At 69.2% G+C, this 23,448-nt stretch carries 17 protein-coding genes and 1 pseudogene; 12 read left to right on the top strand and 6 right to left on the bottom strand.

Annotation, left to right across the window (positions count from 1 at the left end; all coding sequences use genetic code 11):
• Positions 1–72: 72 nt before the first annotated feature.
• The 4 genes from OG226_RS34745 to OG226_RS34730 all read right to left on the bottom strand — a co-directional run bounded on the left by OG226_RS34745 (position 73) and on the right by OG226_RS34730 (position 5,306).
• On the bottom strand, positions 73–1,818 hold the full coding sequence (locus OG226_RS34745) for a glycoside hydrolase family 13 protein (protein WP_328683756.1): 1,746 nt from the start codon (positions 1,816–1,818) through the stop codon (positions 73–75).
• Positions 1,819–2,003: 185 nt separating this feature from the next.
• Complete coding sequence (locus OG226_RS34740; RefSeq protein WP_328683755.1) at positions 2,004–2,867, bottom strand: sugar ABC transporter permease; 864 nt, start codon at positions 2,865–2,867, stop codon at positions 2,004–2,006.
• A gap of 13 nt (positions 2,868–2,880) precedes the next feature.
• The gene (locus tag OG226_RS34735) at positions 2,881–3,885 is read right to left on the bottom strand and encodes a carbohydrate ABC transporter permease (protein ID WP_328683754.1); all 1,005 of its coding nucleotides are present in this window, start codon (positions 3,883–3,885) and stop codon (positions 2,881–2,883) included.
• A 146-nt stretch (positions 3,886–4,031) separates the two neighbouring features.
• Positions 4,032–5,306 (bottom strand): extracellular solute-binding protein, encoded by a 1,275-nt coding sequence (locus tag OG226_RS34730; RefSeq protein WP_329351087.1) that lies wholly within the window; start codon positions 5,304–5,306, stop codon positions 4,032–4,034.
• A 362-nt stretch (positions 5,307–5,668) separates the two neighbouring features.
• On the opposite strand from OG226_RS34730, the gene OG226_RS34725 reads away from it, so the two are divergent.
• Positions 5,669–6,703, top strand: a complete 1,035-nt coding sequence (locus tag OG226_RS34725) for a LacI family DNA-binding transcriptional regulator (protein ID WP_318015932.1) — start codon at positions 5,669–5,671, stop codon at positions 6,701–6,703.
• A 131-nt stretch (positions 6,704–6,834) separates the two neighbouring features.
• Positions 6,835–7,695, top strand: coding sequence for a phosphatase PAP2 family protein (locus OG226_RS34720; RefSeq protein WP_328683752.1), 861 nt, complete (start codon positions 6,835–6,837; stop codon positions 7,693–7,695).
• A 179-nt stretch (positions 7,696–7,874) separates the two neighbouring features.
• On the opposite strand, the gene OG226_RS34715 is transcribed toward OG226_RS34720, so the two are convergent.
• Positions 7,875–10,874 (bottom strand): bifunctional [glutamine synthetase] adenylyltransferase/[glutamine synthetase]-adenylyl-L-tyrosine phosphorylase, encoded by a 3,000-nt coding sequence (locus OG226_RS34715; protein ID WP_328683751.1) that lies wholly within the window; start codon positions 10,872–10,874, stop codon positions 7,875–7,877.
• 209 nt (positions 10,875–11,083) lie between these two features.
• Between OG226_RS34715 and OG226_RS34710 the strand changes: the two are divergent.
• The 6 genes and pseudogenes from OG226_RS34710 to OG226_RS34685 all read left to right on the top strand — a co-directional run.
• Positions 11,084–11,392, top strand: a pseudogene (locus OG226_RS34710) (pyridoxamine 5'-phosphate oxidase family protein); the annotation flags it as partial.
• A gap of 24 nt (positions 11,393–11,416) precedes the next feature.
• A complete protein-coding gene (locus OG226_RS34705) occupies positions 11,417–11,857 on the top strand; it encodes a VOC family protein (RefSeq protein WP_328683750.1) in 441 nt (146 codons plus the stop codon).
• A gap of 188 nt (positions 11,858–12,045) precedes the next feature.
• Positions 12,046–12,921, top strand: a complete 876-nt coding sequence (locus OG226_RS34700) for an alkaline phosphatase family protein (protein ID WP_328683749.1) — start codon at positions 12,046–12,048, stop codon at positions 12,919–12,921.
• 1 nt (position 12,922) lies between these two features.
• Entirely contained in the window at positions 12,923–14,284 is a 1,362-nt protein-coding gene (locus tag OG226_RS34695; protein WP_328683748.1) for an MFS transporter, read from the top strand.
• A complete protein-coding gene (locus OG226_RS34690; RefSeq protein ID WP_328683747.1) occupies positions 14,281–15,300 on the top strand; it encodes a TolB family protein in 1,020 nt (339 codons plus the stop codon). The genes OG226_RS34695 and OG226_RS34690 overlap by 4 nt, the downstream gene beginning before the upstream one ends.
• 270 nt (positions 15,301–15,570) lie before the next feature.
• Positions 15,571–15,990: a hypothetical protein gene (locus OG226_RS34685; RefSeq protein ID WP_329351086.1), complete on the top strand. Its 420-nt coding sequence runs from the start codon at positions 15,571–15,573 to the stop codon at positions 15,988–15,990.
• Between the two features lie 22 nt (positions 15,991–16,012).
• Here the strand turns inward: OG226_RS34685 and glnA are convergent, their stop codons facing one another.
• On the bottom strand, positions 16,013–17,374 hold the full coding sequence (glnA, locus tag OG226_RS34680) for a type I glutamate--ammonia ligase (RefSeq protein ID WP_327404576.1): 1,362 nt from the start codon (positions 17,372–17,374) through the stop codon (positions 16,013–16,015).
• A gap of 354 nt (positions 17,375–17,728) precedes the next feature.
• Between glnA and OG226_RS34675 the strand changes: the two genes are divergently transcribed.
• The 4 genes from OG226_RS34675 to OG226_RS34660 all read left to right on the top strand — a co-directional run bounded on the left by OG226_RS34675 (position 17,729) and on the right by OG226_RS34660 (position 23,360).
• Positions 17,729–18,400 (top strand): DUF3105 domain-containing protein, encoded by a 672-nt coding sequence (locus OG226_RS34675; RefSeq protein WP_329351085.1) that lies wholly within the window; start codon positions 17,729–17,731, stop codon positions 18,398–18,400.
• The gene (locus tag OG226_RS34670; protein WP_329351084.1) at positions 18,397–19,026 is read left to right on the top strand and encodes a DUF305 domain-containing protein; all 630 of its coding nucleotides are present in this window, start codon (positions 18,397–18,399) and stop codon (positions 19,024–19,026) included. The genes OG226_RS34675 and OG226_RS34670 overlap by 4 nt, the downstream gene beginning before the upstream one ends.
• Positions 19,027–19,292: 266 nt before the next feature.
• A complete protein-coding gene (locus OG226_RS34665) occupies positions 19,293–21,212 on the top strand; it encodes a S53 family peptidase (protein ID WP_328683743.1) in 1,920 nt (639 codons plus the stop codon).
• Between the two features lie 111 nt (positions 21,213–21,323).
• Positions 21,324–23,360, top strand: a complete 2,037-nt coding sequence (locus OG226_RS34660; protein WP_328683742.1) for an NAD(+) synthase — start codon at positions 21,324–21,326, stop codon at positions 23,358–23,360.
• The last annotated feature ends 88 nt before the right edge of the window (positions 23,361–23,448 follow it).

Genomic DNA, 23,448 nt, shown 5'->3' with positions numbered 1-23,448 from the left:
TCTTGCGGTGGCCAGATGTTAAAGGCCCGCCACCCAAAAGGGCAGCGGGCCGTGTGAAGTTCCTGCGAGAACTTACGAGTTGGTGGTCCACCACGCCGTCGTGTCGGCGGGCAGCTTCGCCTCGCCGGCCGTATCGGTCACCTCACCGCTCGCGAGCAGGAGACGACCGTACGCCTTCGTCGTCACCGACTCCCCGCTCGTGTTCGCGACACACACGAACTCCCCACGCCGGAAGGCGAGTACGCCCTCGGGCGCCCGCAGCCACTCCACCGAGTCGCCCGCGCCGAGGTCCGGCTGACTGCGGCGGGCGGCGAGCGCGGCCCGGTACAGCTCCAGCGTCGAACCGGCCGCCCCGGTCTGCGCCTCGATGCTCAACTCGCCCCAGCCGTCCGGCTGCGGCAGCCAACTCCCGCCGTCTCCGAAGCCGTACGACGATCCGGTACGCGTCCACGGGATCGGCACCCGGCACCCGTCCCGGAAGCCGTCCTGGCCCGCGCCCCTGAAGTACGCGGGGTCCTGGCGGACTTCGTCCGGGAGGTCGACGACGTCGGGCAGGCCGAGCTCCTCGCCCTGGTAGATGTACGCCGATCCGGGCAGCGCCAGCATCAGCAGGGTCGCGGCGCGGGCCCTGCGCAGGCCCAGCTCCCGGTCCCCCGCCAGGCGGATCTGGGTGCCGAGGCCGGGCGGGTTGGCGAAGCGGGTGGCGTGCCGGGTGACGTCGTGGTTGGAGAGGACCCAGGTGGCGGGGGCGCCGACCGGGCGCATGGCCTCCAGGGTGCGGTCGATGACCGTACGGAGCTCTTCCGCGTCCCAATCCGTCGACAGGTACTGGAAGTTGAAGGCCTGGTGCAGTTCGTCCGGGCGGACGTAGTTGGCCGTGCGCTCGACCGTCGGGGTCCACGCCTCCGCCACGAAGATGCGCCCGCCCGTCTCCCGCCCCCGCCCTTCCAAGGAAGGCCCTTCGGGCCCCAACTTATTTCCCGCGTACTCGTCGAGGACCGTGCGCCACTGGCGGTACACGTCGTGCACGCCGTCCTGGTCGAAGAACGGCATGACATCGTTGCCCAGCAGCTTGAGCTGCTCGTGCGAGCCGAGGTCGGGCAGACCCTCCGCCTTCACGAGGCCGTGGGCCACGTCGATGCGGAAGCCGTCGACTCCGATGTCCAGCCAGAAGCGGAGGATCGAGCGGAACTCGTCGCCCACCGCCGGGTGTTCCCAGTTGAAGTCGGGCTGCTCCGGCGCGAAGAGGTGCAGGTACCACTCCCCCGCCGAGCCGTCCGGTTCGGTGACCCGGGTCCAGGCCGGGCCGCCGAAGATGGACTCCCAGTCGTTGGGCGGGAGTTCGCCGTGCTCGCCCTTGCCGGGGCGGAAGTGGTAGCGCTCCCTCAGCGGTGAACCGGGGCCTTCCCCCAACGCCCGCTTGAACCACTCGTGTTGGTCCGAGGAGTGGTTCGGGACGAGGTCGACGATGATGCGCAGGCCGAGCCCGTGGGCGTCCCGGATCAGCGCGTCGGCGTCGAGCAGGTTCCCGAACATCGGGTCCACGGCACGGTAGTCGGCGACGTCGTAGCCGGCGTCCGCCTGTGGGGAGGCGTAGAACGGGCTGAGCCAGACGGCGTCGATCCCGAGGTCCCGCAGATACGGAAGCCGGGCGCGGACGCCCTCCAGGTCGCCCATGCCGTCACCGTTGCTGTCGGCGAAGCTGCGGGGGTAGACCTGGTAGATCACCGCGTCTCTCCACCAGTCGCTGCGCCGGTCGCTGCGCTTGGCTTGAGCGGGGTTCGGTGTCGGGGCGATGGCCGAGTGCTGCTGGGTCATGGCGTCCTTGGTACGTAACGGGGTTCTGGTCATGGGGAGTTGGGGGCGAGGCGGCCGTGAAGTCAGCGGGGTCGGATGGACGTCACGGCCGCCTCGGGTTCTGGGTGCGGCTTCGTGGGGGCTGGTCGCGCCCCTCGGCGGAGCCGCATATCGATACAGCCCCGCGCCCCTTTCGGGGCGCTTCACTAGCCCTTGGTTCCACCCGCCGTCAGGCCGGTGACGAGGTTCTTCTGCACGAGATAGAAGAACGCGGCAACCGGTATCGCGATCAACACCGCCGTCGCAGCCATCAGGTTGCGTTGCGCGTCGTGCTCGCTGACGAACGTCTGCAACCCGACCGCGAACGTGTACTTCGTGTCGGACAGCATGAACGTCGAGGCGAACGCGACCTCACCGAAGGCCGTGAGGAAGCTGTAGAACGCGGCGACCGCCAGGCCCGGCTTGGCGAGCGGCAGGATCAGTCGCAGGAACGTGCCGAAGGGGTTCAGCCCGTCGACGCGTCCGGCCTCGTCGATCTCGAACGGGATCGTGTCGAAGTAGCCCTTGAGCAGCCAGGCGCAGTAGGGCACGGCGGTCGAGCAGTAGACGAGGATGAGACCAAGGTAGCTGTCGATGAGCTGCAGGTCGGCCAGAATCTGGTACATCGGCACGATGAGTACCGCTATCGGGAACATCTGGGTGACCAGCAGCACCCACATGAACTTCCGGTAGCCGGGGAAGCGCATGCGCGACACCGCGTAGCCGGTGCTCGCGGCGATGGTCACGCCGATGACCGTGGTGCCGAGCGAGACGATCAGCGAGCTCTTCAACCAGTCGAAGAATCCGGTGTGTTGGAGGACGAACGAGTAGTTGTCGAACGTCATCTTCTTCCAGATGCCGGCCGGGTGGAGATAGTCGTCCGAGTCCGGTCCGAGGGAGAGGAAGACCAGCCAGGCGATCGGGAAGAGCGCGATCAGGCTCGCGACGATGAGGACGCCGTGCGAGCCGAGGGCGCCGGCGCGGCTCAACTCGCCCCGGCGGCGGGTCCGTTCGGGTGTCGTGGTGCTCATGGGGACTCCTGCCTCAGATCGCGAGCTGTTGGTCATTGCGGTTCAGCCAGCGGCGGTAGAAGGAGGTGAAGACGATCAGGATGGCCAGCAGCAGGATGCCGTAGGCCGCCGACTGGGCGAATTCGCGCGGCTGTTGGCCGAAGCCGAGGAAGTACGACCAGGTGACCAGGATCTGGGCGTCGGGCGCGGTGTTGCCGAACAGCAGGAAGATCACGGCGAATTGGTTGAAGGTCCAGATCACACCGAGCAGGACGACGGTGGAACTGACCGACCTCAGGCCCGGGAGAGTGACGTAGCGGAAGCGCTGCCAGGGGCTCGCGCCGTCCATCTCGGCGGCCTCGTAGAGCGAGGCGTCGATGGACTGGAGGCCGCCGAGCAGCGAGACCATCATGAACGGCACACCGCACCAGGTGTTGACCATGATCGCGGCGAACCGCTGCCAGAACGTGCTCTCCAGCCAGTCGGGTTGGGGCAGACGCAGGCTGTGCAGCGCGGAGTTGATGATGCCGCCGTCGGCGAGCATGAAGCGCCAGCCGAAGACGGTGACGAAGGTGGGGACGGCCCACGGCAGGATCAGGATCAGGCGGTACAGGGTGCGGGCGCGCAGCTTCTGGTTGAGCAGGAGTGCCAGGGAGAGGCCCACCGTGTAGTGGAGGGCTACGCAGAGCCCGGTCCAGACGATCGTCCAGATGAAGTGCGACCAGAAGCGGTCGTACGACGTCGGGCCGAACAGGATGTCCTTGTAGTTGTCGAGCCCGATGAACTTGTAGGTGGCGTCGATGTGGTTGACGCCGATCGTGCGCGCGGTGTTGAGGCTGTCGGCGTCCGTGAGCGTCAGGTAGAGGCCGTACACCAGCGGGTAGAGCACGAGGACGCCGAGCACGACGACCACGGGGATGATCATCGCGTACGCGTACCAGTGCTTCTGGTAGGCGTACTTGAGGCGGCTGCCGGGGCCGGGTCGGGGTGCGCGGTCACCGTGGCGCTTGCCGGTCGCGCGGTCGATGGCGACTGTCATGGTTCGTTCGACACCTTCTGGAAGTTCAAGCGGGTACGGCGAGTTCGCGGACTACGGCGAGTTCGCGGGCTACGGCGGCGCAGGCCGATGGCCGTCGGATCCGTCCCCCCAGTTCCTGATCCGGCGGATCCGACGGCCATGCGGGGCTACTTGCTGAAGTCCGGGACCAGCTTGGCGATCGCCAGCTCGGCGTTGCCCAGGCCCTTGTCGAGGGACTCCTTGCCACCGGCGACCTTGGGCAGTTCGGTGTCCAACGGGCCCCACAGGGAGCTGTATTCGGCGAGCGCCGGGCGCGGCTGGGCGGCGCCGAGGACGCTCTGGAAGCCGGCGATCCCCGGGTCGGACTTCACGGCGGCGGTGTAGGCGTCGTCGCGGGTCGGCAGCGTCGAGTTCTTCAGCGCGATCGTCGACTGGGAGGCGGCGGAGGTCATGAAGTTGACGAACTTCAGGGCCGCCTTCTGGTGCGCGGAGTCCGAGCCGGCGTAGACCGAGAGGTTGTGACCGCCGGTCGGGGCGCCGGACTTGCCGGTGGAGCCGGCCGGGATCGTGGCGATGCCGAGGTTGGCCTTGTCCTTGAAGGCCGAGCCCTTGTAGAAGTTGGTGATCTCCCACGGGCCCTGGATGATCGCGGCGACCTTGCCGTTGACGAACGCGTCCTGGATGTGGGCGTAGGCGTCCGCGGTGGTGTCGGCCTTGTGCAGGCCGGTGCCGGAGAAGAGGCTCAGCCAGGTGCCGTAGGCCTTCTTCGCGGCGGCGGAGTCCACGGTGATCTTCTTCGCGGAGGCGTCGACGGTGTCGGTGCCCTCGCCGTAGAGGAAGGTCTGCGCGTAGTAGGCCTGGGTAGAGCCCCAGTAGCCGTCGACCTTGGCCTTGGCCTTGATCGTCGCCGCGTCGGTCTTCAACTCGTCCCAGGTGGTGGGCGCTTGGGTGATGCCGGCCTGCTTGAAGAGGGCCTTGTTGTAGACGAGCGCGAGGGTGTCGGTGACCAGCGGCACGCCGTAGGTCTTGCCGTCGTACTGGGCCTGCGTGATCAGGTTCGACTTGAACTTGGCCTGGTCCGCGAGGGCTTCGGTGCCGTCGAGCGGCAGGAAGTAGCCCTTCTTCGCGAAGGCGGGGGTCCAGCCGACCTCCGAACGCAGCACGTCCGGGGCGCCCTTGGAGCCGGCGGCGGTGTCGAACTTGTTCTGCGCCTGGTCGAAGGGCACGTTGACGTACTTGACCTTGACGTTCTTGTTGGCCGCCTCGAACTTGGCGACCAGGGCCTTGTACGTGGGTGCCTCATTGGTGGCGTTCGAGGTGTCCCACCAGGTGATGGTGACCGGCCCGTCCGACTTGCCGCTGTCACTGTCACTGCCGCCGCAGGCCGTCGCCGCGAGGGCGATGGACGCCACCAGCGCGGTGGCCGCTATGCCACGCCGCATGAGTTCTCCTTGAGGGTGAAAGCCCGTGAGGTGCAGGGCGGTGGTCCCGTCCGCCGCCCTGTCGACTTGCCGACTGCGCCGTTGCGTCCGCCGGGCGTCGCCGAACGTAACAGCGATGCAAGCGCGGCGAAAGTCCTTGCTGCAAAAAACTGCAAGACGGCCCGAGAGTTACCCGTCCGTGACCTCTCCTCGACCCCCGCGAAACCCAGTACTGGTGCGGCTGAGCGGGCAGGGGGACACTTGTGCAAGACTCTGCAAGCTCTTGCCGCATGCCGTACGTCGACCAGCAGCCGACCAGAACACGAGGGATCGCGATGACGCAGCAACCCGCAGCGCGCCGACGGCCGGTACAGTCCACTCCCGTGACCACACGGCTTGCCGACATCGCCGCCCAGGCGGGGGTGAGCGAAGCGACCGTCAGCCGCGTCCTCAACGGCAAGCCTGGCGTCGCCGCCACCACCCGTCAGTCCGTCCTCGCCGCGCTCGACGTGCTCGGCTACGAACGTCCGGTACGGCTGCGGCAGCGCAGCGAGGGCCTGGTGGGCCTGATAACACCGGAGTTGGAGAACCCGATATTCCCCGCCCTGGCGCAGGTCATCGGCCAGGCGCTGACCCGGCAGGGCTACACCCCGGTGCTCGCCACCCAGACCCCGGGCGGTTCCACGGAGGACGAGCTGACCGAGATGCTCGTCGACCGCGGCGTCGCGGGCATCATCTTCGTCTCCGGGCTGCACGCGGACACCTCCGCCGACATGCAGCGCTACGAGCAACTCCGGGCGCAGGGCGTGCCGTTCGTGCTCGTGGACGGGTTCTCGCCGAAGGTGCAGGCGCCGTTCATCTCCCCCGACGACCGCGCGGCGATGACCCTCGCCGTCACCCACCTCGTCTCGCTCGGCCACACCCGCATCGGACTGGCGCTGGGCCCCAAGCGGTTCGTACCCGTACAACGCAAGATCGAGGGCTTCGTCCGCACGATGCAGGACCAGCTGGCCCTGACCGCCGAGGACGTGGAGACCCGGCTCGTGCAGCACTCGCTGTACACCCTGGAGGGCGGGCAGGCCGCGGCCGCCGCACTGATCGACCGCGACTGTACGGCGGTGGTGTGCGCGAGCGACATGATGGCGCTCGGTGCGATCCGGGCGGCGCGGCAGCGGGGTCTCGACGTACCCAAGGACGTCTCCGTGGTCGGTTTCGACGACTCCCCCCTGATCGCGTTCACCGATCCACCGCTGACGACGATCCGCAAGCCGGTTCCGGCGATGGGACAGGCGGCGGTACGGACGCTGCTGGAGGAGATCGGCGGGACGCCCGCCCCGCACAGCGAGTTCGTGTTCATGCCGGAACTGGTGGTGCGCGGGTCCACTGCTTCGGCCCCTGGGGACCGGAATCGTCCCTAAGGGGGAGGAAACGCGGCTGCGCCCAGTGCGCTGGTTGTAGTCGGAGGCCTCTCCTCGTCGTAGAACATGCGCGCCGGACCCGACCAAGGGATGATCGGTCGCGGAAGCCTTTTCTGGCAGACTTTGTGTCTATGGGTGAGACCACCGTGACGACATTGGAAGGCCGTGAAGAAGCCGTTCCGAGCCCCGTCGCGGACGCCGCGGGGCAGGGTTTTCTGCGCCGGTTGCGGACTCCGCGCCGGCCCCGGCTCTGGTTCGAGATCCTGCTGATCGCGGTGAGTTACTGGACGTACTCACAGATCCGCAACGCGGTCCCGGAGCAGAAGACCGAGGCGCTGCGGAACGCCGACTGGATCTGGCGTGTGGAGCACCATCTCGGCATCGCCGTCGAGCAGTCGGTCAACCATGCCGTGAACTCGGTGACTTGGCTGATCGTCGGGATGAACTACTACTACGCCACACTGCACTTCGTGGTGACGCTGGGTGTCCTGGTGTGGCTGTTCCGCAGCCATCCGGGCCGGTACGCGGCGACGCGCCTCGTCCTCTTCGCGACGACGGCCGTGGCCCTGGTCGGCTACTACTTCTTCCCGCTGGCCCCGCCCCGGCTCATGAACGGCGGCCACTTCGTCGACACGGTCATGGTCCACCAGACCTGGGGTTCGATGGCGTCGGGCGACCTGAAACACGTGTCGAACCAGTACGCCGCGATGCCGTCCATGCACATCGGCTGGTCCCTGTGGTGCGGCCTGACGATCTTCACCCTGGCGAAACTCCCGTGGGTCCGCATCCTCGGCCTGCTCTACCCGGCGGTGACCCTCATGGTCATCGTCTCCACGGCCAACCACTTCTGGCTCGACGCGGTGGGCGGCATGCTCTGCCTGACCTTCGGCTTCACGGTCTCCCGCGTCTGGTACGGCGCGTTCCCGTACGCCCTGCCGAGGACGGTGGCGGTACGGGGGGCCAGCGGGACGTGGCTGCCCACGAAGGCGTGAACGCTGCGTGCGCTGCGCGGGCTGCGTAGGTATGCGGCTCCGCCGCGGGGCCGGAACGTGCGTTCGTTCCAGTGCCGCGCCGTCGTGGCTGGTCGCGCAGTTCCCCGCGCCCCTAAAAGGCGCGGGCGCGGGGAACTGCGCGACCAGCCCCCACCGGCGGTCAGCCAAAAACAACCCGCCTAGGCCCCGTAGAACAACACGTCCACCACACCCCGCGCCCGACGAGTGGTACGCCGATAGTCATCCAGCATGTCCCCCACATGCCCCGGCCCATACCCCAAGTACCGCCCCACGGCAGCGAGTTCACGCGGGTCGGACGGAAACGTGTCTCCCGCCCGCCCCCGCACCAACATCACCGCGTTACGAACCCGGGTGGCCAACACCCAAGCCTCGTCCAGTATCGAAGCGTCCTCGACGGAAATCAGCTCGGCAGCGCAAGCCGCGGCAAGCCCCGCCCGAGTACGCGTGGTACGCAACCCCGGCTCGGCCCACCCGTGCCGCAACTGCATGAGCTGCACGGTCCACTCGACGTCGGACAGCCCCCCGCGCCCCAACTTGGTATGCAGAGTGGGGTCGGCCCCGCGGGGCAACCTCTCGGACTCCATCCGGGCCTTGAGCCGCCGAATCTCGCGTACGGCGTCATCACCCAGCCCCTCCGCCGGATACCGCAGCGGATCGATCAGCTCGATGAACCGCCGCCCCAACTCCCCGTCCCCGGCGACAGGTTCGGCCCGCAACAACGCCTGCGACTCCCAGACCAGCGACCACCGGCGGTAGTACGCCTCGTAGGAGTTCAACGACCGTACGAGCGGCCCCGACTTGCCCTCGGGACGCAGGTCCGCGTCGATCAGCAGCGGCGGATCCGAACTGGCGACCTGAAGCAGGCGCCGCATCTCGGAGACGACCTTGTTGGCCGCCTCGGAGGCCTCGCGCTCGGGCACGCCCTCGCGGGGCTCGTGCACGAACAGGACGTCCGCGTCGGAGCCGTAGCCCAGTTCGTGGCCGCCGAAGCGGCCCATGCCGATGACGGCGAAGCGGGTGGGGAGGGTGTCGCCCCAGCCCGCGCGGACCACCGCGCGCAGGGTGCCGGCGAGGGTCGCGGCGGTGAGGTCGGAGACGGCGCCGCCGACCCGGTCGACGAGGGCGCCCTGGTCGGCCTCGGCGGACTGGGTCTCGGTGCCGTAGGAGCCGACGATGTCGAAGGCGGCCGTACGGAAGAGTTCGCGGCGGCGGACACCCCGGGCGAAGGTGACGGCCTGGACGGCGTCGTCGGCGCGGCCGACCGCGGCCAGTATCTCCTGGTCCAGGTGGGCGCGTTCGCGGGGTTCGAGGCCGCTGCCGCCGTCGCCGTCGCCGAGGAGGGCGACCGCTTCGGGGGCGCGCATGAGGAGGTCGGGGGCGAGGCGGCCGGCCGAGAGGACGCGGGCGAGGTTCTCGGCGGCGGCGCCCTCGTCCCTCAACAGCCGTAGGTACCAAGGGGTCTTGCCGAGCGCGTCGGACACCTTGCGGAAGTTGAGGAGGCCCGCGTCCGGGTCGGCGGAGTCCGCGAACCAGCCCAACAAGACGGGCAGCAGGGTGCGTTGGATGGCTGCCTTGCGGGTGACGCCGGAGGCGAGGGCCTCGATGTGGCGAAGGGCCGCCGCCGGGTCACTGTAGCCGAGGGCGACCAGCCGCTCGCGGGCCGCCTGCGGGCTCAACCTGGTCTCGCCGGGGGCGAGTTGGGCGACCGCGTCGAGCAGCGGGCGGTAGAAGAGCTTCTCGTGCAGACGTCGTACGACGGTGGCGTGCCGCTTCCACTCGCGGTTCAACTCGGCGACGGGGTCGGTGCGCAGGCCCATCGAGCGGCCGAGACGGCGCTGGTCGGCCTCCTCGACGGGGACGAGGTGGGTGCGCCGCAACCGGTAGAGCTGGATGCGGTGTTCCATCGTGCGCAGGAAGCGGTAGGCGTCGTCGAGGCGGGCGGCGTCCTCGCGGCCGACGTAGCCGCCGGCGGCGAGGGCCTCAAGGGCGACGAGCGTGGTGCCGCTGCGCAGCGAGGTGTCGGCGCGGCCGTGCACCAACTGCAGGAGCTGGACGGCGAATTCGACGTCCCGGAGGCCGCCGGGGGCGAGCTTCAGTTCGCGGTCGATCTCGGCGGCGGGGATGTTCTCGACGACCCGGCGGCGCATCTTCTGCACGTCGGTGACGAAGTTCTCGCGCTCGGCCGCCTTCCACACGAGGGGTTCGAGCGCGTCGACGTACTCCGCGCCGAGCGCGAGGTCGCCGGCCACCGGGCGGGCCTTGAGCAGGGCCTGGAACTCCCATGTCTTGGCCCAGCGTTGGTAGTAGGCGAGGTGGCTGGCGAGGGTGCGGACCAGCGGACCGTTGCGGCCCTCGGGGCGCAGATTCGCGTCGACGGGCCAGATGGATCCCTCGACGGTGGTCTCGGAGCAGATCCGCATCATGTGCGCGGCGAGCTTGGTGGCCGCGCGGACCGCCTTGCCCTCGTCGGCGCCCTCGACGGCCTCGCCGACGAAGATGACGTCGACGTCGGAGATGTAATTCAGCTCGTGGCCACCGCACTTGCCCATCGCGATCACCGCGAGACGGCACAGCGCGGCGTCGTCGGGCGCGGCGGCGCTCGCGATGGCGAGGGCGGCGCGCAGGGTGGCGGTGGCGAGGTCGGCGAGTTCGGCGGCGGTCTGCGCGAGGTCGGTGGTGCCGCACACGTCACGGGCGGCGATGGACAGCAGGCAGCGGCGGTAGGCGACACGCAGGGCGACCGGGTCGGTGGCCTCGGCCAGCCCGCGCTCGAACTCCTCCACCCCGGGGTGGAGGTCGCGGGGCTCGTACATGACGAGGGCGTGCCAGTCGCGCGGGTGCCGGGCGAGGTGATCCCCCAGGGCGGCGGAGGCACCGAGGACGCCGAGCAGCCGGTCGCGCAAGGGCTTCGCCGCGATCAGGGTGTCCAGCAGTTCGCGGCGGGGGGTGTCCTCGGGCTGCGCCTCCAGCAGCCGTACCAGACCCTGCAGGGCCAGGTCGGGGTCGGCGGTGGCGCCCAGCGCCTCCAGCAGGACCGGGTCGTTCCTTATCGGCGCCAGCTCCGCGCTCTCCAGGAGCCGCTCGGCAGCCGAGGGATCGGTGAAGCCGTGCCGCAGCAGTCGCGTGAAGGTGCTGCTTCTGCGCCCCGGCGCCGTCATCCTCGGCCTCCCTCGGATCTGGGTCGTTCGGATCAAGGTCGTACGGATCTAGGTCGTAACGTCCCGAGCCTAACCGCAGGTGCGGGCGGTGGCGCCGGGGCGTGCGGCGATGAGTTCCGGAGGGGTACGGGGTCTGCCCCGTACCACCAGGGACGGACCGACACGGACGGACACAGGGAGAAGCCGATGATCCACGACTCAGGGACTCCTGGATCTCGACGGTACGGCCGGACGGGCGGCCACATGTGACGCCCCTGCCCGCGGTGTGGGCGGACGGCGCGCTGCACTTCCGCACCGGGCCCGAGGAGCGCAAGGCGCGGGTCGTGGACGAGGGCCGGCTGCGGGAACTGGCCGCCGCGTGGGAGGCCAAGTACGGCGGCTTGCGGCGCTTCGACGTGCGGGACGGGGCGTTTCATCACGGTTCCGGGTACGCGTACGTCTTCGCTGTGGCGCAGCGCACGGTTTTCGGCTTCGGTAAGGGGGAGCCGTTCAGCCAGACGCGGTGGCGGTTCGAGTGACGCGCCTGACAAAGGAGTCAAGCCATGGACATGACCCTCGAAGTGATCGTGCTGCCCGTCTCGGACGTGGACCGGGCCAAGGAGTTCTACCGGGACAAGGTCGGCTTCCACGTGGATCTCGACGGCGAGGTGATGGAGGGCGTACGGATCGTGCAGCTGACGCCGCCGGGCTCGGGCTGTTCGATCGCGCTGGTCGACGGGTTGCGGATCCCGACCGGATCCCCGCAGCCCGGGACCTACCACGGCATGCAGCTGTGCGTGCAGGACGCGAAGGCGGCCTACGACGAGCTGACCGCGCGCGGACTTGAGGTGAGCGAGCCGGTGCAGTTCGCGCCGCAGGACGGGGCGACGTTCATGTACTTCAAGGACCCGGACGGGAACGGCTGGGCGATCCAGGAGTACCGGAAGCGGGCCGCCGAGCCGCTGCACCAGGTGCTGGCCCAACTGGCGGCGCTGCAGGAGTAGTTCACCACTTCTTCATCCGCCGGGTTGGGAGCGGTGGGGCACGGGCATCTTGGCGTGTGCATGCTCGTTTCGCACCGTCACCCCCGTCCTCCCCCCACCCGGAGGTAGATGTGTCCGGCAGTGAAGAAGTGTCCGGTCGTCCCGGCAGTTCCGGCGGCCCCGCCAGTCCCGTTGGCCCCGCCAGTTCCGTGTACCGCCGCAGCCGCGCCGCCGTGGCGTCCGCGCTCGCTTTCTCGGCAGCCGCCGTCGGGGTCTGGACCGGGTTCGGAGGCATCTCGACCGCGCACGCCGCGACCGGGGTGCCGACCCCGGACCACGTCGTCGTGGTGGTGATGGAGAACCACGCCTACAGCCAGGTCGTCGGCTCCTCCAGTGCCCCCTACATCAACTCGCTCGCGACCGGCGGCGCCGCCCTCACCCAGTCGTACGGGATCACCCACCCGAGCCAGCCGAACTACTTCGCGCTGTTCTCCGGCTCCACCCAGGGGATCACCAGCGACAGTTGCTACACGGCGGGCTTCTCCTCGGCCGCGAACCTCGCCTCCGAGGTGACCGCCGCGGGCGGCACCTGGGCGAGCTACAACGAGACGCTGCCGAGCCAGGGTTCGACGACGTGCAGCAGCGGCAACTACGCGCGCAAGCACAACCCTTGGTTCGGCTTCTCCAACGTCGCGACGTCCACGGCGAAGACGTTCACGCAGTTCCCGACGGACTACACGACCCTGCCCGACATCTCCTTCGTCACCCCCAACCTGTGCAGCGACATGCACGACTGCTCGGTGGCGACCGGTGACACCTGGGTGAAGAACAACCTCGGCGCGTACGCCACTTGGGCCAAGACCCACAACAGCCTGCTCGTCGTCACCTTCGACGAGGACAACCTGCTCAGCGGCAACCGCATCCCCACGGTCTTCTACGGCCAGCCGGTGAAGGCGGGTTCGACGTCCTCGACCACGTACAACCACTACAACCTGCTGCGGACCCTGGAGGACTCCCAGGGCCTGACCACCCACGCGGGCAACGCGGCCTCGGCCGCCGACATCACCGGCATCTGGGCGTCCTGAGATGTACGTGGCGGACAGCCGCGCCAACGCCGACCCAAGTGCCGGGAGTACTACGGGTACGACCCGTAGTACGGCGCGGGTGTCCGCCGCCGTGACCCCCACCGTCTTCGCACTCGGCGCGGTCAGCCTGATCACCGACGTGTCGTCCGAGATGGTGACCGCGGTCCTCCCGCTGTACCTGGTGACGGGCCTCGGCCTGTCCCCGCTGGGCTTCGGACTCCTGGACGGCATCTACAACGGCTTCTCGGCACTCGTCCGGCTGGTCGGCGGCCACCTCGCCGACCGGGGCGGCGGCCGGCACAAGTGGGTGGCGGGCATCGGTTACGCCGTCTCGGCGGCCTGCAAACCGCTCCTCCTGCTGGCCCACACCCTCACCCCCATCGGCCTGGTCCTCGCCGCCGACCGCACGGGCAAGGGCCTGCGTACGGCACCGCGCGACGCGTTGATCTCCCTCTCCTCCACCCCGGAGAACCGGGGTCGTGCCTTCGGGGTACACCGCGCGATGGACACGGCGGGCGCGCTGCTCGGCCCGCTGGTGGCGTTCCTGATCCTCCGGGCGACGGTGGACGGCTACGACGCGGTGTTCACGGTGAGCTTCTGCGTGGCGGTGGTCGGCGTCCTGGTGCTGGTGCTGTTCGTGCCGGGGTCGTCGTCAACTGCCGCGCCCCGCAAGGAGAAAGCCGCACGGGAGAGGGTCGTAGGGGCAAGGGCCGTAGGGGAGAGGGCCGTAGGGGCAAAGGACGTAGGTGAGGAGGCCGTACGCCCGACCCTCCGCGCAGCGTTCGCTCTCCTCGCCCGTCGCGACCTCCGCCGTATCACCGTCTGCGCGCTCCTCCTCGGCCTCGCGACGGTCAGCGACTCCTTCGTGTACCTGCTGCTGCAACGGCGACTCGGTGTCCCCGACCGCTGGTTCGCGCTGCTGCCGCTCGGCACGGCGGCGGCGTTCCTGCTCCTGGCCGTACCCCTGGGCCGGCTCGCGGACCGTGTCGGCCGCTGGCGGGTGTTCCTCGGCGGCCACGGCGCCCTCCTCACGGCGTACGCCATATTGCTGACCTCCTGGCACGGCACGGCCCTCCCCTACGCCGTCCTCCTCCTGCACGGCGCCTTCTACGCGGCGACCGACGGCGTGCTGATGGCCGCGGCCTCGGACAGCGTGCCGGAGGAACTGCGGTCGTCGGGGCTCGCGTTGGTGCAGACGGGCCAGGCGGCGGCGCGGTTCGTGTGCTCGCTGGGCTTCGGTGCGGCGTGGACGCTGTGGGGCGACCGTACGGCGCTCATGGCGTCGGCGGCGGCGCTGGCGGTCTGCGCGGTGTTCGCCCTGACGCTCCGCCCCGGCCGATCAGTTCTGGAGCCCGCCTCATGACCCTGCGCAACCGCATCCTGGTCCTCGTCGCCGCCGTGGCCGCACTCGCCGTAGTGGCGGTGGCCTCGATCCTGCACGCGTCGGCCCGCGCCGAGCGGCGGACCGAGACCCAGCCCGGCGGCCCGAAGATCACCGCGGGCAGGATCACGCTCACAGCCCCCGGCACCATGGTGTTCCGCAACATGGCCTGGGGCCCGCACCGCGACGAACTCACCACGGTCCCGGCGTCCGATCCCTCCGGCCCCCGCACCGCCGCAGGCGTCAAGTGCCTGCGTTTCTACGCCAGTTCGGGCACCGGGGTCTGCCTCCAGGCGGTACACGGCACGGTCACGGACACGTACCGCGCGCTGATCCTCGACGCCCACCTCAAGGAGACGGCCCGTTACGACGTCCCCGGCATCCCTTCCCGCGCCCGCGTCTCCCCCACCGGCCACTTCGCCGCGTGGACGGCGTTCGTGGGCGGCGACTCGTACGCGGGCACGAACTTCTCGACGCGGGCGGCGATCGTGGACACGAGGACGGGGCAGCTGATCCCGTCCCTGGAGTCGTTCCGCATCCTCAAGGACGGGCACATCTACCACGCGGCCGACGTCAACTTCTGGGGTGTGACCTTCGCGTCGGACGACCGCACGTTCTACGCGACGCTGGCGACAACGGGCAGCACCTACTTGGTCAGGGGCGACCTGCGCACGCGCACGGTCACCACGCTCCACGCCAACGTCGAATGCCCGTCCCTCTCCCCCGACGGCACACGCATCGCGTACAAGAAACGCGTGAAGGGCCTCCCGAAGGACGCCCCCTGGCACCTGTACGTCCTCAACCTCCGCACGATGCACGAGACTTCGCTGGCGGAGCCGAGGAGCGTCGACGACCAGGCCGTCTGGCGCGACGCCCACACGATCGTCTACGCCATGCCCGGCGACTACGGAGCGGATCTCTACGAGGTCCCGGCCGACGGCACGGGAAGCTCGCGGCGGATCAGCAGCGCGGCGGTGTCTCCGGCGTTCCTGAAGTAAGCCGCGGGTCAGGCAATTGATTGGCCCCTGGGGGACGGCTGTCCGAACAACTCCCCGGCGTCGAATCTCGGTGTCAGACGCCCGGCGCACGCTGCCGGCGCACGACTCAGAGGAGACAAGGGTGACGGTCGACGCCGACACGCGCCGTAGTGGGGATTCCGTGGTCGCACGGAAGTAGACAGGGAAGAAGTGGATGAGGCCGGCGACGCCGGCGCTGGCGCCGATGGCGCTGCTCGCGTCCCCGCGGGTCGCCTCGGCGGCGAGCCGGAAGTGCCTGCAGAACTCGGAGAACTCTTCGCACGACATGGCCGGCAACTCGTCGACCGACCACCGGACGCAGTCGGTGGGCGTGCGGCGGCCCGGGTCAGCCCCAACAAGGGTGCCGCCCCGGACGTCTGCGACTACACCTCCGCCGCGCACAACCTGGCCGCGAACCCGTCCTCGGCGGGGATGCGCGACGTACAGGTCGACACGGTGAACACCCTGGGCCGGCAGGCGTTCCGAGAAACCGCGTACCAGACCCAGACGAAGCAACAGCTCGCCTTCGTCGGGTGGAACGCGGGATCCCGGAACTGGGTCCTGACCCACGCGACCGCCACGAACACGCCGTCGGCCCCGGTCACCGTGTCGAACGACAAGATGACCGGGGCCGCCCGATCGATCACGGCGAAGCTGCCGACCGGCAGGTGAGCCCGCGTGGACGAACCTCCGCTCAGAGGACCGGCAGGTTCTTCCGCAGCTCGAACGCGGTCACCTCGGAGCGGTACTCCTCCCACTCCGCCTTCTTGTTGCGCAGGAAGAAGTCGAAGACGTGCTCGCCCAGGGTCTCGGCGACGAGGTCGCTGCGCTCCATCAGGGTCAGGGCCTCGCCCAGGTTCTGCGGGAGCGGCTCGATGCCCATCGCGCGGCGTTCCGCGTCGGAGAGGGCCCAGACGTCGTCCTCGGCGCCCGGGGGGAGTTCGTAGCCCTCTTCGATGCCCTTGAGGCCGGAGGCCAGGAGGAGGGCGTAGGCCAGGTACGGGTTCGCGCCCGAGTCCAGGGAGCGGACCTCCACGCGCGCGGAGCCGGTCTTGCCGGGCTTGTACATGGGGACCCGGACCAGGGCGCTGCGGTTGTTGTGGCCCCAGCAGATGTACGAGGGGGCCTCGCCGCCGGCACCGGCCGTGCGCTCGGAGCCGCCCCAGATGCGCTTGTAGGAGTTGACCCACTGGTTGGTGATGGCGGAGATCTCGCCCGCGTGCTTCAGCAGGCCCGCGATGAAGGAGCGGCCGACCTTGGAGAGCTGGTACTCGGAGCCGGACTCGTAGAACGCGTTCCGGTCTCCCTCGAAGAGGGAGAGGTGCGTGTGCATTCCGCTGCCCGGGTGTTCCGAGAACGGCTTCGGCATGAACGTCGCCTGCACGCCCTGCTCCAGCGCCACCTGCTTCATGACCAGGCGGAACGTCATGATGTTGTCGGCGGTGGAGAGCGCGTCCGCGTAACGCAGGTCGATCTCCTGCTGGCCCGGGGCGCCCTCGTGGTGCGAGAACTCGACCGAGATGCCCATCGACTCCAGCATGGTGATCGCCTGGCGGCGGAAGTCCATGCCCACGTTCTGCGGGGTGTGGTCGAAGTAGCCGGAGTTGTCGGCGGGGGTCGGGCGGGAGCCGTCCAGGGGGCGGTCCTTCAGGAGGAAGAACTCGATCTCCGGGTGGGTGTAGAAGGTGAAGCCCAGGTCGGAGGTCTTGGCGAGGGCGCGCTTCAGGACATAGCGCGGGTCCGCGAAGGACGGGGAGCCGTCCGGCATGAGGATGTCGCAGAACATGCGAGCCGTGCCGGGTGCCTCCGCGCGCCACGGCAGGACCTGGAAGGTGGAGGGGTCCGGCTTGGCGATCATGTCGGACTCGTAGACCCGGGCGAAGCCCTCGATCGCGGAGCCGTCGAAGCCGATGCCCTCGTCGAAGGCCTGTTCCAGCTCGGCGGGGGCCACGGCGACGGACTTGAGGAAGCCCAGCACGTCCGTGAACCACAGCCGTACGAACCGGATGTCGCGCTCCTCCAACGTCCGGAGCACGAACTCCTGCTGCTTGTCCATCTTCCGCTTCCCCATCCTTGCTGGTCAGGCCGCCTGTCCTCGTACCGCAGGAGGCGGTCGGGCACCTGAGCATCCCACCACAACACCATTTCGTGCGCGTTGCCGACCTTGATCGGCAGGCCGACCTCGGGCTGAACGGCTCGCGTACGGCGGGTGTCCTGCGCTGTTGCCCCTCTTCCGACCATCTTGCCTGCTCGGACTGACATTCGTAATGCCTGGTCCGGGGGTGACCCTGGTGTTCCCCCGACTTTGCTGTGGGTGCCCTACGAGAACGTGTTTCCGCCCACTACGATCAGCAAGGCCCGACCTTCCCTCACCTTCCCCGTCCCTTCCCCCAAAAAGGACACATACCTCATGGGTTCCGCCAAGAACACCGGTACCGCGGCGCGCAAGGCCCGCATCGAGGAGATGCGGCGCGCCGAGCAGTCCCGCGAGCGACGCGGCCGGATCGTGAAGATCGCGGCGAGCGCGGTGGTCGTCGCCGGTCTCGTCGTCGGCGGGGTCGCGGTCGTGCACGCGCAGTCCGGCAAGAAGGACAGTTCCGCGAGCGACTCGAAGAACTCCGCTTCGGGGCACTTCGTCGCGGGCGCGGACGGCGTGAACACGTGGAAGGGCAAGCTGGGCCGCACCCACGTCACGGGCACGGTGAACTACCCGATGCACCCGCCGGTCGGCGGCAACCACAACCCGGTCTGGCTGAACTGCAACGGCGACGTCTACACCAAGGCCGTCAAGGACGAGAACGCGGTGCACGCGCTGGAGCACGGCGCGGTGTGGGTGACGTACAACAAGAAGGCCTCGGCGGCCGACGTCAAGGCGCTCGCGACCAAGGTGAAGTCGACTCCGTACTCGCTGATGAGCCCGTACGACAGCCAGAAGGACCCGATCACGCTGTCGGCGTGGGGGCACCAGCGGACCGTGAAGAGCGCGAGCGACCCGGCCGTGAACACGTTCTTCGAGAAGTTCGTGCAGGGCAGCCAGACGCCGGAGCCGGGCGCCGCGTGCACGGGCGGGCTGTCGCAGTGAGGTCCGCGGCTCTGATCGCGGGGGCCGCGGCGACGGCGCTCGTCGCGGCCGGCGCGATCACGTACGCGGTCGCCGAGGACGGCGGATCGTCGACCAACTCCCCCACTCCTACGGCCGGTTCGGCGGACGCGGGCTTCGCGCGGGACATGGCGGTCCATCACCAGCAGGCCGTCGAGATGTCGTACATCGTGCGGGACCGGACGAAGAACGTGGAAGTACGGCGCCTCGCATACGACATCGCGCAGACGCAGGCCAACCAACGGGGCATGCTGCTGGGCTGGTTGGACCTGTGGAACCTTCCGAAGGTGTCGGCCGACCCGCCGATGACCTGGATGGGCATGGGCGACATGGCGTCCGGCAAGGACGGCGCGCTGATGCCGGGGATGGCGACCAACACCGAGCTGAAGAAGCTGAACACGCTGAGCGGCAAGCCCGCCGAGGTGCTCTTCCTGCAGCTCATGACGGACCATCACAAGGGCGGTATCCACATGGCCGAGGGGTGTGTGGAGAAGTGCCGGGTGGGGGTGGAGAAGCGGCTGGCGCAGGGGATGGTCGACGCGCAGCAGTCGGAGATCCAGTTGATGGCCGACATGCTCAAGGAACGTGGCGCAAAAGCGCGTTCGTAAAGCATCACCGGTCGTTCGTTACACGCCCGTAAGGAAAAAAGCCCCCAATTCGCCCCGAGTGACGGTTCCTTGGGCTTCTCTTGACTTTTGCGTTCCCCTGGCATGAACGGTTCATCGAAAGAGTGGCCCCCACGTGTGATCCATCCACGGGCCTTCCCGCCGCGGGTTCCGTACGGATCGACGACGACCAACCACTCCATGCGTCGAACCGCATAGCAGGGGGTTTTATGAGATCCAATCGCGCCACCAGGCGCGCCGGCGTGAGCATGGCAGCGACACTGCCCATGATCGCCGGGGCGCTGGCGCTCGGCATACCCGCGGCGCACGCCGCGGACAGCCCGGGCCGGGACTCGCTCGCGGGCACCAAGCCCGCGTGGGCGACGGCCAAGGCGGACAAGGGAGCTACCTCCGACAGCTCCAAGGTCTCCGCCCGGGTCTACCTCGCCGGCCGGAACGCCTCCGGCCTCGCGGCGTACGCCAAGTCCGTCTCGGACCCGAGTTCGGCCCTGTACGGCAAGTACCTGAGCGCCGCTCAGGTGCAGCAGCGCTTCGGCGCCACGACGGCCCAGGTGACCGCCGTCAAGTCCTGGCTGAAGTCCGCCGGGCTGAAGGTCACCGGCACCACGCAGCACTACGTCACGGTCTCCGGTGACGTGGCCGCGGTCGAGAAGGCGTTCAGCACCTCGCTGCACAACTACTCGAAGGGCTCGAAGACCTACCGCGCCCCGTCGAAGACGGCCTCCGCGCCGGACAGCCTCAACGGTGCCGTCCTGACCGTCACCGGTCTGGACAACGCGCCGCACACGGCGAACCACGACGACGCGCTGCCGGGTCCGACCGCGGTGTTCAAGAACTCGGGGCCGTTCTCCTCGTACTACGGCTCCAAGACCGCCACCACGCTGCCCAGCGCGTACGGCAAGAAGATCCCGTACGCCGTCGAGGGCTACACCGGCAAGCAGCTGCGTGCCGCCTACGGCGCGGGCAAGTACACGGGCAAGGGGGTGCGGGTCGCGATCACCGACGCGTACGCCTCCCCGACGATCGCCTTCGACGCGGCCAAGTACGCGAAGAACCACGGCGACGCGTCCTGGAAGACCAGCCAGCTGCACCAGGTCCTGCCCTCGCAGTACACGAACACCGGCGCCGACGAGTGCGACGCCTCGGGCTGGTACGGCGAGGAGACCCTCGACGTCGAGGCCGTGCACGCGGTGGCTCCGGCCGCCGACGTCACGTATGTGGGCTCCGCCTCCTGCATGGACGACGACCTGCTCGACTCGCTCAGCAAGGTCGTCGACAACCACCTGGCCGACATCGTCTCCAACTCGTGGGGCGACATCGAGGCCAACCAGACCCCGGACCTCGCGGCCGCCTACGACCAGGTGTTCCAGCTGGGCGCGGTCGAGGGCATCGGCTTCTACTTCTCCTCCGGTGACAACGGCGACGAGGTCGCCAACACCGGTGTGAAGCAGGTCGACACCCCGGCCAACTCGGCGTGGGTCACGGCGGTCGGCGGTACTTCCCTCGCCGTCGGCAAGGGCGACAAGTACCTGTGGGAGACCGGCTGGGGCACCGAGAAGGCCGCGCTGTCCACGGACGGCAAGAGCTGGACCAGCTTCCCCGGCGCCTTCACCTCGGGCGCGGGCGGCGGCACCAGCAAGACCGTGGCCGAGCCCTTCTACCAGAAGGGTGTCGTCCCGAACGCGCTCGCCAAGGCCAACAGCGCCACCGGCAACCGCGTCGTCCCGGACATCTCGGCGATCGCCGACCCGAACACCGGATTCAAGGTCGGCCAGACGCAGACCTTCCCCGACGGTTCGGAGCAGTACAGCGAGTACCGGATCGGCGGCACCTCGCTCGCCTCCCCGGTGATCGCGGCGGTCCAGGCCCTGGCCCAGGAGGCGCGCGGCGGCAAGGCGATCGGTTTCGCCAACCCGTCGATCTACTCCAAGTACGGCACGAAGGCCTACCACGACGTGACCGACAACCCGACGGGCTCCGGCCTGGCGGTGGCGCGCGTGGACTTCGCGAACGCGTTCGACGCCTCCGAAGGCCTGCTGACCTCGGTCCGCAGCCTCGGCAAGGACAGCTCGCTGTCCGCGGTGAAGGGCTACGACGACGTCACCGGCGTGGGCACGCCCGCGGACGGCTACGTCTCGTCGTTCAGCCGCTCGCAGGGTCACCACTGACCTCGTAGCGGCAACACGTAGTCACCTGCGGTGGGGTGGCGTGGGGTGCACCACACCTCGCGCCACCCCATTGCGTCGCCCTGACGATTACAGGCGATTACAGTGGACCCCGTGCCTCCACTGAACTTCTGGTCGATCTATCAGCACGGCTTCGCCCGCGTCGCCGCCTGCACGGGCCACACCGTGATCGCGGACCCGCACGCCAACGCCGAGGCCGTCCTGCGCCACGCCCGCCGGTGCGACGAGGAGGGTGTCGCCGTCGCCGTCTTCGCGGAGATGGGCCTGTGCGGCTACTCCATCGAGGACCTGCTCCTCCAGGACGTCCTCCTCGACCAGGTCGAGGAGGCGCTGCGGGAGGTGGTGACGGGGTCGGCGGACCTGCTGCCGGTGCTGGTCGTCGGCGCCCCGCTGCGCCACCGCAACCGGATCTACAACTGCGCGGTGCTGGTGCACCGGGGCCGGGTCCTGGGTGTCGTACCGAAGTCGTATCCCCCGAACTACCGCGAGTTCTACGAGCGCCGCCAGATCGCCGACGGCGCGGACGAGCGCGGCGGTTCGATCCAAGTGGGCGGCGAGAGCGTGCCGTTCGGGGTGGATCTGCTGTTCGCGGCGCAGGACGTACCGTCCCTCGTGCTGCACGCGGAGATCTGCGAGGACATGTGGGTGCCGGTGCCGCCGAGTGCCGAGGCCGCGCTGGCGGGCGCGACGGTCCTCGTCAACCTCTCCGGCAGCCCGATCACGGTCGGCCGCGCGGAGGACCGCAAACTGCTCTGCCGCTCGGCGTCCGCGCGCTGCCTCGCCGCGTACGTCTACGCGGCGGCCGGCCTCGGCGAGTCGACCACCGACCTGTCCTGGGACGGCCAGGCGATGGTCTACGAGAACGGCGCACTGCTGGCCGAGACGGAACGCTTCCCGCTGGGCGACGAGTACGCGGTGGCCGACATCGACCTCGACCTGCTGCGGCAGGAGCGGCAGCGGATGGGCACCTTCGACGACAACCGCCGTACGCACCGGGCGAGGACGGCCGACTTCCGCACGGTCTCCTTCGAACTCGCCCCGCCGCTCACGGACTTGGGACTGCGCCGGCGTCTGGAACGCTTCCCGTTCGTGCCGGCCGACGCGGAGCGGCTCGCCCAGGACTGCTACGAGGCGTACAACATCCAGGTCGAGGGCCTTCAGCAGCGGCTCGCGGCGATCGGCGGCCCGAAGGTGGTCATCGGGGTGTCCGGCGGCCTCGACTCGACGCACGCGCTGATCGTCGCCGCGCGGGCGATGGACCGCGCGGGGCGTCCGCGCAGCGACATCCTGGCGTGGACGCTGCCCGGTTTCGCGACCAGCGACCACACGAAGGACAACGCGCACGCGTTGATGCGGGCGATCGGCGTCACGGCGGCCGAGCTGGACATCACGCCGACGGCACGGCTGATGCTGAAGGAGATGGACCACCCCTTCGCCTCCGGCGAGCCGGTGTACGACGTCACCTTCGAGAACGTCCAGGCGGGCCTGCGCACGGACTACCTGTTCCGCCTCGCCAACCAGCACAACGGCATCGTGCTCGGCACCGGTGACCTCTCGGAACTGGCGCTCGGCTGGTCCACGTACGGCGTCGGCGACCAGATGAGCCACTACAACGTCAACTCCGGCGTCCCGAAGACCCTCATCCAGCACCTGATCCGCTGGGTCGTCAGCAGCGACCAGTTCGACGAGGAGACCGGCAAGATCCTCACCGCGATCCTCGACACGGAGATCAGCCCCGAACTGGTACCGGGCGAGGAGATGCAGTCCACGGAGTCGAAGATCGGGCCGTACGCGCTGCACGACTTCACGCTGTTCCATGTGCTGCGGTACGGGTTCCGCCCGTCGAAGATCGCGTTCCTGGCGTGGCACGCGTGGCACGAGGTGGGGGCGGGGGCTTGGCCGCCCGGGTTCCCCGAGGCCAAGCGGGTCGCGTACGACCTGCCGGAGATCCGGTCCTGGCTGGAGGTGTTCTGCCGCCGCTTCTTCGGGTTCGCCCAGTTCAAGCGGTCGGCGATGCCCAATGGGCCGAAGGTCTCGGCGGGCGGGTCGTTGTCGCCTCGGGGGGACTGGCGGGCGCCTTCGGATGGGTCGGCGACTGCCTGGCTGCGGGATCTGGAGCGGTTCGACTAGGCGGCTCCGGGCCCACGAGGTGCCTTCGTACGGCGTCATCCTCAACCGACGCCCGCCGAGCGGCCGGTGCCCCTCCCAACACCGATCG

Source organism: Streptomyces sp. NBC_01261, from assembly GCF_036226385.1.
GTDB lineage: Bacteria > Actinomycetota > Actinomycetes > Streptomycetales > Streptomycetaceae > Streptomyces.
Note: the sequence above shows the minus strand (reverse complement) of the source record. Positions and strands in the feature narration are given on the sequence as shown.